At 70.2% G+C, this 10,827-nt stretch carries 10 protein-coding genes; 7 read left to right on the top strand and 3 right to left on the bottom strand.

Going from position 1 to position 10,827, the window contains the following annotated elements; translation table 11 throughout:
* Nucleotide 1 precedes the first annotated feature (1 nt).
* Complete coding sequence (locus AC07NS_RS26145) at nt 2-328, top strand: YnfA family protein (protein WP_494608085.1); 327 nt, start codon at nt 2-4, stop codon at nt 326-328.
* Nucleotides 329-401: 73 nt separating this feature from the next.
* A complete protein-coding gene (locus AC07NS_RS26150; RefSeq protein WP_494608087.1) occupies nt 402-1,934 on the top strand; it encodes an acyl-CoA carboxylase subunit beta in 1,533 nt (510 codons plus the stop codon).
* A 151-nt stretch (nt 1,935-2,085) separates the two neighbouring features.
* Here AC07NS_RS26150 and AC07NS_RS26155 read toward each other — a convergent pair whose 3' ends face one another.
* From AC07NS_RS26155 to amaB, 3 genes are all read right to left on the bottom strand, one after another.
* Nucleotides 2,086-3,717, bottom strand: a complete 1,632-nt coding sequence (locus AC07NS_RS26155) for a Na+/H+ antiporter (protein ID WP_494608089.1) — start codon at nt 3,715-3,717, stop codon at nt 2,086-2,088.
* A 115-nt stretch (nt 3,718-3,832) separates the two neighbouring features.
* Nucleotides 3,833-4,762 carry a hypothetical protein gene (locus AC07NS_RS26160; protein ID WP_494608090.1) on the bottom strand — a complete coding sequence of 310 codons (930 nt, stop codon included), beginning with the start codon at nt 4,760-4,762 and terminating at the stop codon, nt 3,833-3,835.
* 285 nt (nt 4,763-5,047) lie between these two features.
* The gene (gene amaB / locus AC07NS_RS26165) at nt 5,048-6,574 is read right to left on the bottom strand and encodes an L-piperidine-6-carboxylate dehydrogenase (protein WP_494608092.1); all 1,527 of its coding nucleotides are present in this window, start codon (nt 6,572-6,574) and stop codon (nt 5,048-5,050) included.
* Between the two features lie 151 nt (nt 6,575-6,725).
* Here amaB and AC07NS_RS26170 point away from each other — a divergent pair, with 151 nt between their 5' ends.
* From AC07NS_RS26170 to AC07NS_RS26190, 5 genes are all read left to right on the top strand, one after another.
* Complete coding sequence (locus AC07NS_RS26170; protein WP_494608094.1) at nt 6,726-7,622, top strand: polyprenyl synthetase family protein; 897 nt, start codon at nt 6,726-6,728, stop codon at nt 7,620-7,622.
* The gene (locus tag AC07NS_RS26175) at nt 7,619-8,557 is read left to right on the top strand and encodes an ABC transporter ATP-binding protein (protein WP_494608096.1); all 939 of its coding nucleotides are present in this window, start codon (nt 7,619-7,621) and stop codon (nt 8,555-8,557) included. The genes AC07NS_RS26170 and AC07NS_RS26175 overlap by 4 nt, the downstream gene beginning before the upstream one ends.
* Nucleotides 8,554-9,756: an ABC transporter permease gene (locus AC07NS_RS26180; protein WP_494608098.1), complete on the top strand. Its 1,203-nt coding sequence runs from the start codon at nt 8,554-8,556 to the stop codon at nt 9,754-9,756. Before AC07NS_RS26175 ends, AC07NS_RS26180 begins: the two co-directional genes overlap by 4 nt.
* A gap of 71 nt (nt 9,757-9,827) precedes the next feature.
* Nucleotides 9,828-10,304, top strand: a complete 477-nt coding sequence (locus AC07NS_RS26185) for a sterol desaturase family protein (RefSeq protein ID WP_494608100.1) — start codon at nt 9,828-9,830, stop codon at nt 10,302-10,304.
* Nucleotides 10,304-10,645 carry a GlpM family protein gene (locus AC07NS_RS26190; RefSeq protein ID WP_494608102.1) on the top strand — a complete coding sequence of 114 codons (342 nt, stop codon included), beginning with the start codon at nt 10,304-10,306 and terminating at the stop codon, nt 10,643-10,645. Before AC07NS_RS26185 ends, AC07NS_RS26190 begins: the two co-directional genes overlap by 1 nt.
* The last annotated feature ends 182 nt before the right edge of the window (nt 10,646-10,827 follow it).

The raw sequence follows: 10,827 nt of genomic DNA on the forward strand, positions 1-10,827 counted from the left end.
GGTGAAGAGCTTCCTCATCTACATCCTGGCTGCGGTCTGCGAGATCGGCGGCTGCTTTGCCTTCTGGGCTTGGCTGCGGCAGGGGCGCTCGGCGCTGTGGGCCATCCCCGGCGTCCTGGCCCTGGTCGCCTTCGCCTGGCTGCTGACCAAGGTTGAGGCCGATGCGGCGGGCCGGGCCTTCGCGGCCTATGGCGGCATCTACATCCTGTCGTCCATCGTCTGGATGCGGACGGTCGAGCAGGTGCGCCCCGACCGTTGGGACCTGATCGGAGCGGTGGTTTGCTTGGCGGGCGCTGCGATCATCCTGTTTGGACCGAGAGGCGCCTGAAGGCTGCGCCTTGCCAGCCCCGCCGGGGCTCTTTACGCCTTTGGGTTCCAGTCCCTGCTTGGAGCCCACGACCTTGCAACACATCCTCGAAGAGCTGGATCGTCGTCGTGAGCAGGCCCGCGCGGGCGGGGGCGAACGCCGCGTCGCCGCCCAGCACGCCAAGGGCAAGCTGACGGCCCGCGAGCGGATCGACCTGCTGCTCGACGAGGACTCGTTCGAGGAGTTCGACATGTTCGTCGAGCACCGGGGGACCGAGTTCGGCATGGCCGAGCAGAAGGTGGCCGGCGACGGGGTGGTCACCGGCTGGGGCACGATCAACGGCAAGGTCGTGTTCGTGTTCTCCAAGGACTTCACGGTGTTCGGCGGCTCGCTGTCTGGGGCGCACGCGGCCAAGATCGTCAAGGTCCAGCGCCAGGCGATGAAGGCCGGCGCGCCGATCATCGGCCTGTTCGACGCGGGCGGGGCGCGGATCCAGGAGGGCGTCGATAGCCTGGCCGGCTATGCCGACATCTTTCTGGAAAACACCCTGGCTTCGGGCGTCATCCCGCAGATCAGCGTGATCATGGGTCCCTGCGCCGGCGGCGACGTCTACAGCCCCGCCATGACCGACTTCATCTTCATGGTGAAGGACACCAGCTACATGTTCGTCACCGGTCCCGACGTGGTGAAGACCGTCACCAACGAGGTGGTCACGGCGGAAGAGCTGGGCGGGGCGCGCGTGCATGCGGCCAAGTCCGGGGTGGCCGAAGGGGCGTTCGAGAACGACCTGGAGGCCCTGACCCAGGTGCGCCGCCTGATCGACTTCCTGCCCTCGTCCAACCGCGAGAAGGCCCCGATCCGGGCGAGCTTCGACGACCCGCACCGCCAGGAAGACAGCCTCGACAGCCTGGTCCCCACCGATCCGGGCAAGCCCTACGACATGAAGGAGCTGATCCTGAAGATCGTCGACGAGGCCGACTTCTTCGAGATCTCGTCCGAGTGGGCCAGGAACATCGTCTGCGGCTTCGCCCGTATGGACGGCCAGACCGTCGGGATCGTCGCCAACCAGCCGCAGGTGCTGGCCGGGGTGCTCGACATCGACTCATCGCGGAAGGCCGCCCGCTTCGTACGCTTCTGCGACGCCTTCGAGATCCCGATCGTCACCCTGGTCGACGTGCCGGGCTTCATGCCGGGCACCAAGCAGGAGTACGGCGGCCTGATCAAGCACGGCGCCAAGCTCTTGTTCGCCTACGCCGAGGCCACGGTGCCCAAGGTGACCCTGATCACCCGCAAGGCCTATGGCGGGGCCTATGACGTGATGAGCTCCAAGCACCTGCGCGGCGACGTCAACTACGCCTGGCCGACCGCCGAGATCGCGGTGATGGGGGCCAAGGGGGCGGTCGAGATCATCTTCCGCCAGGAGGCCAAGGATCCCGAAGCCCTGGCCGCCCGCGAGGCCGAATACAAGGACCGCTTCGCCAATCCGTTCGTGGCCGCCTCACGCGGCTATGTCGACGACGTCATCATGCCCCACGGCACCCGCAAGCGCATCGTCCGCGCCCTGCATTCGCTCAAGGGCAAGGTGCTGACCAACCCCGCCAAGAAGCACGACAACATTCCGCTTTGACCAAGCGAACCTCCCCCTCTGGGGGAGGCGGCCGAAGGCCGGTGGGGGGGCGGTTTCAGCTTCCGAGGCCTCGGCCGATGTCGAAATAACTCCCCCCACCGATCGCTTCGCGATCACCTCCCCCACAGGGGGAGGTTCCTTGAGGCCGCCATCACACCTTCAACCGCGCCTCGGCCAAGTCGATCTCGCGCATCAGCCGGGCCTGCGCCTCGCCGGCCACCGCCCGTTGGCGGATCAACCCGTGTAGCGCCTGCCGCTCGGCCTGCAAGGCCACCAGCCGCACCTCCTTCTCGAAGCCTCGCCCGCGACGGGCGGCGAGGGCCGCTTCGCCGGTCTGGGCCAGGCCGTCCAGGCGGTCGCGATAGATGTCGACCACCCGGGCCGAGGCCGTCTGGAAGTCGGCGTCGGAGGCGTGCGGCGAGGCGGCCTGCATCTGCTCGACGGCCTGGACGGCGGCGATGGCCAGGGCCTCGCGGGCCTTCTCGGCCTGCTCCTGGCCGGCGGTATCGGGCGGCAGCTGCAGGTTCTTCATCAAGAGCGGCAGGGCGGTCGCCGAGATCAGCAGCGACAGCACGATCACCCCGGCCGCCAGGAAGATGGCCAGGTCCCGGGCGGGGAAGGCCTCGCCCGTGGCGGTGACCAGCGGCAGGGTCAGCACGCCGGCCAGGGTGATGGCCCCGCGCGCCCCGGCGCAGGCGGTGGCGGCGATGATCTTCCAGTCCGGGCTGGACCGCTCGTCGCCCCGGCGCTTGGCGCGCAGCAGGGTCAGCTTCAGCGATCCCCACACCCAGGCGAAGCGCAGGGCGCCCAGGCTCAGCGTGACGGCGACCACATAGACGCCCAGCCACCACGGCTCGTGGTGTCCCGTGGTCTGCACGGTCTCGACGGCCCCGGCCAGGATCGACGGCAGCTGCTCGCCCAGCAGCACGAAGATCACGCCGTTGGCGGTGAACTGCAGGGTGTCCCAGACCATGTTGCGGCGGACGCGAGTGGCGGCCACGGTCTGGCGGGCGACCTCGGAGAAGCTCATCGCCACGCCCGCGGCGACGGCGGCCAGGATGCCAGAGGCGTGCACCCGCTCGGCCAGCAGATAGGCGGCGAACGGGATCAGCAGGCTGATCAGGGTCTGGGGACCGGCGTCCTCGGCGCCCGACCGGGTCAGCCAGGAATTCAGGGTGGTGACGACCAGGGTGGTGGCGACGCCGACCACGACGCCGGCCAGGGCCACCCAGGCGAAGTTCAGCACCGCCTCGTGCAGCACGAAGCTGCCGGTCAGGGCCGCGGCGATGGCGAAGCGCAGGCAAACGAGGCCCGAGGCGTCGTTCAGCAGCGACTCCCCCTCCAGGATGTGCATCAGACGCTTGGGGATCGGCACCCGCTGGGCGATGGCCGACACCGCGATCGGGTCGGTGGGTGAGATCACCGCGGCCAGGGCGAAGGCGACGGCCAGCGGCATGGACGGGATCATCCAGTGGATCAGCAGGCCCACCCCGACCACGGTCAGCACGACCAGGCCCAGCGCCAGCTCCAGGATCACCGGCAAGTCCTTGAAGAACTCGTCCTTGGGAATGCGCCAGCCGTCGAGGAACAAGAGCGGCGGCAGGAACAGCAGGAAGAAGAGATGCGGATCGAGCGAGACCGGCGTCTTGGTGACCAGGGCGATCAGCGCGCCCAGGCCGATCTGCACCAGGGGCGCGGGGACGGCCAGCGGCAGGAACCGGGCGGCGGCGCCGCTCAAAACGACGGCGGCCAGCAGGGCCAGAACGATCTCGACAGTCTCCACGCGTTACCTCGTCTCCGTTGGGGGCGAGGTTACCCTAGGGTGATGCGTCCGGCGGCGCGACCCACAAACCTCGCCCCGCGGCGAACCGCGGGGCGAAGTCCTCAGAGGCGGGGCGTCAGGCGTCCACCGGCTCGCGCGCGGTCGTCGTCGCGCCGAGCCCGGCGGTGATCGCCTGGGCGTAGTCGGCGGGGGTCGGCTCGCCGCCGTTGGAAGCCTCGGTCGACCAGATGCCGCCGCTGTTCCACAGGAAGCCGCCGGTGACGCCGGTTCCCGCCGACTGGGCGAAGGCCTGCTCGATATAGCTGGGATCGCCGCCGTCGGCGCCTTGCACCGCATAGCCCGGCACGATGAAGGCCCCGGGGTTGGTCACGCCGGTGTTCGGCGTGCCCTGCACCGCCGCGATCCAGTCGCTCGGCGTGTTGCTGGCGCCGCCCGCGTAGCACTGCAGGTTCATCCACTTGACGATCTGCTGGCTGTTGTTCTGGGCGTAGACCGCGCTGAGCGCGCCGGTCCAGAAGTCGGTCGCGGTGTAGGGGCAGTAGGTGGCGTAGAGGCCCAGCGACCCGACGTCGAGCGTCAGGGTGACGATCATCTTCTGCTCGTCGTTGGTGTAGCCGGTCTGGGACTCGTAGTCGAAGTCGACGCCGCTGACCCCGAAGGCCGATTTCAGCGCGGCCAGGTTGGTCTTCACCGCCTCGCGCGAGCCCAGCCAGGCCGTGAAGTCGCTGGTGGTGCCCCAGGCGCCGACCGAGACGATCAGGTCGCGCACGCTGCCGCCGCAGTTCATCAGCGCCTTGATCAGCTCGGGGAAGTCCGGATTGACGCCGCTCTTGCCGTCGGTGGCGTACTGGATCTTGCCGCCCTGCACGAACAGCGTGTCGTTCAGATAGAGGTCGCCGCCGTCGTGAATGTGGATCGACCACAGGATCACGGTGGTGACGCCCTGGTTCAGCTGCGCCGCCTGCTCGGCATAGGGCACGGGCGGGGTGGGATAGCCGTCCTGGAACAGGCCGTTGCCGTAGATGGCGATGGGATAGGCCGACATGACGTTGCCTCCGGCTCGGAATGAGCGGGCGCACGCTAGTCCTGCGAACAACCTGGAAGTGTGAACTTTCTCACCTTCTCCAAGAGTTGATATGCTCAAGCTGACTTGGAGCTGGATTCGTCATTCAGGACGCTCGGCCACCCTTCACCGAGCATCCCCGCGAAGGCGGGGATCCAAGCCGAGGTCGAGGATCGCCCACGGCCTTGTCTCTCCTGAAAGTCAGCTTGGATCCCCGCCTTCGCGGGGAAGGGCGGATTGTGGGAGGCGAATGAACGCCGCCTCGTCTTACAGGTCGAACCGCACCCCCTGGGCCAGGGGCAGGGCGCCCGAATAGTTCACCGTCGCCGTCTGGCGGCGCATGTACTGCTTCCAGCTGTCGGAGCCGCTCTCGCGCCCGCCGCCGGTCTCCTTCTCGCCGCCGAACGCCCCGCCGATCTCCGCGCCGGACGGGCCGATATTGACGTTGGCGATGCCGCAGTCGCTGCCCCAGGGGCTGAGGAACCCCTCGGCCTCGCGCACGTCGTTGGTCATCACGCAGGATGACAGGCCCTGGGGCACGTCGTTCTGGATCGCCACGGCCTCGTCGAACTCGGCGTAGGGCACGATGTAGAGCAGCGGCGCGAAGGTCTCGCGGGCCATGCCGGCCGTCGGCGCGGACAGGCGGGCCACGGCGGGGCGGACGTAGAAGGCTTCCGGCGCCTCTGCTTCGCGCAGCCGCTCGCCGCCGGCCACCTGCGCGCCGTCGGCCCGGGCCTGGTCGACGGCGTGGACGAAGGCCTCGTACGCCGCCTTGTCGATCAACGGCCCCAGCAGCACCCCGTCCTGGCGCGGATCGCCGGCCGGCAGGCGCTCGAAGGCGGCGGCGACGGCGTCGCTGACCTTATCGACCAGGCTCTCGTGCACGATCAGCCGGCGCAAGGAGGTGCAGCGCTGGCCGGCCGTGCCGGCGGCCGAGAAGACGATGGCGCGCAAGGCCAGGGAGAGGTCGGCGCTGGGCGTGACGATCATGGCGTTGTTGCCGCCCAGTTCCAGGATCGAGCGGCCGAAGCGCTCGGCCACCAGCGGGGCGACGGCCTTGCCCATGCGGGTCGAACCGGTGGCGCTGACCAGCGGGATGCGCGGATCGCGGGCTAGCCGCTCGCCGGCGTCGCGGCCGCCCAGCACCACGCTCGACAGGCCGGCCGAGGCCTCGTCGCCGAACCGGGCGACGGCGCGCTCCAGCAGGGCTTGGGTGGCCAGCGCCGTCAGCGGCGTCTTCTCCGATGGCTTCCACACCACCGGATCGCCGCAGACCAGGGCCAGGCACGCGTTCCAGGCCCAGACCGCGACCGGGAAGTTGAAGGCGCTGATCACCGCCACCGGACCCAGCGGCTGCCAGGTTTCGCGCATGGCGTGGCCGGGGCGCTCCGAGGCGATGGTCAGGCCGTGCAGCTGTCGCGACAGCCCCACGGCGAAGTCGCAGATGTCGATCATCTCCTGCACCTCGCCGGCGCCTTCCGAGGCGATCTTGCCGGCCTCCAGCGTCACCAGGGCGGCGAGGTCGGCCTTGGCCGCGCGCAGCTCTTCGCCGAACAAGCGCACCAGCTCGCCCCGGCGCGGGGCCGGAATGCAGCGCCAGGTCCGGAAGGCCCGCGCCGCGCCGGCGATCTTGGCCTCGACCGCCTTGGCGTCGTCGAAAGCGACATGGGCCAGCAACTGGCCGTCGATCGGCGAGCGCACCGGGCTTCCGCCGTCGGCGGATAGTCCATCGACGCCCAGGCGGGCCAGGATCTCGCGGGCGTGGGCGGCGGGAGCGGGGAGGGGCTTGGACATGCCGCCATGGACGCGCCCCTCGGGCTTTGGGTCAAGACCCGCATACCGCAACCCGCTTGGGTTGACGCAGCGGCGGGGCGCCTTCAAATGAATCGCCCGCGACGGGGTGGCTACGTACGGCGCGACTCGCGAGATGGACGACCAGGGCACGTTGCAACAAGTCCAACAGGGACTCCCGACGCGGGTCGAGGCCCTGCGCGCGCGCGTCGATCGTCGCCTGGCCGAACTGGCCCCCGCGCCCGGAACAGCGCCCGATCGTCTGGTCGAGGCGGTGCGCTATTCGCTGCTGGCGCCGGGCAAGCGTTTCCGTCCGATGCTGGTGCTGCTGGCCGCCGAGGCGTTCGGGGCCAATGAAGGCGCGGCGCTCGACGCGGCCTGCGCCTTCGAGATGATCCACGCCGCCTCGCTGGTGCTCGACGACTTGCCGGCCATGGACGACGCGGGCCTGCGCCGCGGCCTGCCGACCATCCACCGCGCCTTCGACGAGGCTACCGCCATCCTGGCGGGCGTCGGTCTGCTGAACCAGGCCTACGCCGTCATCGCCGCCGACAAGAGCCTGTCGGGTGACCTGCGCGCCGAGATCACCGCCCGCGCCGCCGAGGCCGTCGGCTTCATGGGGCTGGTGGCCGGCCAGGCCCGTGACCTGCTCGACCGCGACCAGCTGCGCGACATGGCCGCCATCGACCGCCTGAACCACGAGAAGACCGGCGTGCTGATCATCGCCGCCGCCCAGGTCGGGGCCCTGATCGGCGGCGCCGACGCGGCCGCCGTCGAGCAGGTGGGCGAGTTCGCCCGCCGGGTGGGCCTGGCCTTCCAGATCCGCGACGACATCATCGACGCCGAGGGCTCGGTAGAGGCCGCCGGCAAGGACGTCGGCAAGGACGCCGCCATGACCACGGCGGTCTCGCGCCTGGGTCTCGCCGGCGCTCGCGCGGCCATGGAAGAGCATCTGTCCGCCGCCGAAGCCGCCCTGGCGTCGGCCGGCGGCGGCGGGCTGCTGGGTCCCTATGCCGGCCGGTTGTTCGCCGCGCGCAAGGCGGCGGCGTGAATCCAGGCCCTATTCTGGTCGCTGAAGGCGTGGTTCGGTCGTACGGTCAGCGCCGGGTGCTCAAGGGCGTCGATCTGACCCTGCATCCGGGCGAGATCTACGCCCTGCTGGGCCACAACGGCGCGGGCAAGACCACCTTGGTGCGCGCCATCTGCGGCCGCCTGAAGCCCGACGCCGGCAGCGTGCGGCTGAACGGCGCCGACCCGGCCCGCACGCCTACCGCGCGCGCAGGGCTCGGCCTCGTGCCGCAGGAGATCGCCCTCTACGCCAACCTGTCGGTGCGCGAGAACATCGAGACCTTCGCCGTCCTGGCCGGCGTCGCGCGCGCCGCCATCCCCGCCGCCGTGCGCCGGGCCATGGAGCTGACCCGCACGCTGGACCGGGCCGACGCCCCGGTTCGCACCCTGTCGGGCGGCTTGCAGCGCCGCGCCAACATCGCCGCCGCCATCGTCCACCAGCCGACCCTGCTGATCCTCGACGAGCCGACCGTCGGGGTCGACATCGACGCCCGCGAGGCGGTCGATGCGGTGATCCGCGACCTGCGCGACCTGGGCGTCGCCGTGCTGATCGTCACCCACGACCTGGACCAGGCCGGCGCCCTGGCCGACCGCGTCGGCTTCTTGCGCGACGGCGTCATGGTGCTGGAGGGCGAGCCCCGCGCCCTGGTCGCCGAGGCCTACGGCGATCAGATGGAGATCCTGGTTCATCTGTCCGAAGGCCTCGACACCGCCGGTGAGATCCGCCTGGCCGCCGAGGGGCTGGAGCCCACCCGCCGTCCGGGCGTCTGGACCCGTCTCGACGCCGGCGGCTACGCGGCGGCCGGGCGGCTGGACGCCCGCCTGCGCAAGCTCGGTTTGACCCCGCGCGAGATCCGCGTGCGCGAGCCGTCGCTGGCCAACCTCTTCACCCTCGTCGCCGACCGGAAGGCCGCATGAAGACCCGGGCCTTGATGGCGCTGGCCATGATGCGGGTCATGGCCCTGGAGCTTTGGCGCGACCGCGCGGCCCTGGTGATGACCTTCCTGCTGCCGCCGCTGGTGTTCCTGATCTTCTCGTCGGTGTTCGCCGGAACCTCTGGCGACAATCTGCAGCCCAAGCTGGCCGTGACCGATCTGGCCAGGACCGACGCCTCGCGCCGGGTCGCCGCGGCCCTGCTCAAAAGCCCCGACGTCCGCGCCGAAACCGCGCCTGATCCCGCCGCCGTGCGGGCCAGGGTCAAGTCCGGACAGGTCGATGTCGGCCTCGTCATTCGCACCGATCCCGCAGCGCCGGGCAAGCCGTTCCTGATCGTCGCCGATCCTTCGCGGGCCGTGGCCGCGCCCCTGGCCCAGGCCCGCACCCAGCAGGCCCTGGCCGCCGCCGCGCCCGACGCGGCCCTGCGCCGTTCGATCGACTCGGTCACGCCGGCCCTGGGCGATCTGACGCCGGAGCAATCGGTCCGCGTCGAGGCCGCCACCGAGCAGTTGCGGGCCGAACCCCAAGCCGTGAAGGACGATCTCTTCGACCGCGAGCAGGTGGCCGGGGCCCGCAAGGGCGGGGCCGTGATCGCCTACTACGCGGGGGCGGTGATGATCCTTTTCGCCCTGTTCTCGGCCATGCAGGGGGCGCTGTCGCTGATGGAGGAGCGCCGCGCCGGCGTCGCCGACCGCCTGCTGGCGGGCGTCGCGGGCATGGGGCCGGTGGTCACCGGCAAGTTCCTGTTCCTGACCGCCCAGGCGGTGGTGCAGGCGGTGATGATCTTCGTGGTCGCGCAAGGCGTCTACGGCGTCGAGGCGGCCCAGCACTTCGCGCTCTGGCTGCCCACCACCCTGGCGGCCGGCGTCTGCTCGGCCGGCCTGGCGCTGGGCCTAGTCTCGCTGTGCCGCACGCGCGACCAGGCCCAGATGCTGTCGACCTTCGTGATCCTGGTGCTGGCGGCGATCGGCGGCAGCATGGCCCCGCGCTTTCTCATGCCCGCCTGGCTGCAGAGCCTGGGCTGGCTGACGCCCCACGCCTGGGTCATCGACGCCTACCAGGCCGTGCTCTGGCGCGACGGCGGGATCGCGTCCGTGTATAAGGCCTGGATCGTGCTGGCCGCCGTCGGCGCGACGGGTCTCGGCGTCGCCCAGGCCCTGTCGCGCGATCCGCAGCGCTAGTTGAGCCAGGACAAGGACCAGCCTGCCAAAGCCTGATCCGATCAGGCGGCGGGCTCCAGAGTAGGGAAGAGATGGTCACCTTCGGACTTCAGATCGCCCTGTTCCTGGCCGCCTTCGCCTTCATGGAAGGCTTCGCCTGGTTCACCCACAAGTACGTCATGCACGGCTTCCTGTGGGTCTGGCACCGCTCGCACCACGAGCCCCGCCACGGCGCCTTCGAGCTCAACGACCTGTTCGCGGTGGTCTTCGCCGCGCCCGCCATCGTCGCCATCTGGTTCGGGACCAACGGAGGCTTGCCATGGCTGCTGCCGGTGGGGCTGGGGATCACCGCCTATGGCGCGGTCTATTTCATCTTCCACGACGGCATGGTGCACCAGCGCTTCAAGGTCCCGCTGGGCAAGTCGGCCTATTGGAAGCGCCTGATCCAGGCCCACCGCATCCACCACGCCGTCCACACCAAGGAGGGCGCGGTGTCGTTCGGCTTCCTGCTGGCCCGTCCCATCCGCGAATTGAAGGCCAAGCTGCGGGCGCGGGGCGTTCAGGCCTGATGCCCATCCTGCTGGAGGTTCTGTGGAAGGGGCTGCTGGGCGGCCTCGTCACCGCCCTCATCGTGCTGGCCTCGAAGAAGGGAAATGTCCTGCCCGGCATCCTGCCGTTGGCCCCGACCTTTGCGATCATCGCCTTGCTGGCCGTGGGCTCCAAGGGCGAGCCGGGCGGCTTCCGCACCGCCTGCCTGGCCGGCGCCAAGACCATCCCGGCCTATCTCGTGTTCCTCGGCGTCGCCTGGCTGCTGAGCGAGCGGGTCGACTACCGCCTGGCCATCCTCGGCGCCCTGGCCGCCTGGCTGGTCGCGGCCCTGGCGATCTTCCTGGCGCCGAAGCTGCTCTGAGCAGGGGCAGGGCTCCGCTCAACCCAGAACAGCTCGTCATCCCGGAAAGCCCGAAGGGCTTATCCGGCGACTGTGTTGGGTCAAGCGGGCCTTTGCCAGGGTTGCCCGGATTTGAGCATGCCGTTGGCGGCGACGACGATCTTCCTGGCGATGGCGACGAGGGCGACTTTCGCGGGTTTGCC

It is taken from the genome of Caulobacter sp. GW821-FHT10A10 (assembly GCF_059415745.1).

What these genes read in the sequence shown, in the direction of transcription:
- AC07NS_RS26190 (WP_494608102.1), top strand. Translation starts at nt 10,304, where the DNA reads ATGCCCATCCTGCTGGAGGTTCTGTGGAAGGGGCTGCTGGGCGGCCTC.
- AC07NS_RS26185 (WP_494608100.1), top strand. Translation starts at nt 9,828, where the DNA reads ATGGTCACCTTCGGACTTCAGATCGCCCTGTTCCTGGCCGCCTTCGCC.
- amaB (WP_494608092.1), bottom strand. Translation starts at nt 6,574, where the DNA reads ATGTCCAAGCCCCTCCCCGCTCCCGCCGCCCACGCCCGCGAGATCCTG.
- AC07NS_RS26180 (WP_494608098.1), top strand. Translation starts at nt 8,554, where the DNA reads ATGAAGACCCGGGCCTTGATGGCGCTGGCCATGATGCGGGTCATGGCC.
- AC07NS_RS26160 (WP_494608090.1), bottom strand. Translation starts at nt 4,762, where the DNA reads ATGTCGGCCTATCCCATCGCCATCTACGGCAACGGCCTGTTCCAGGAC.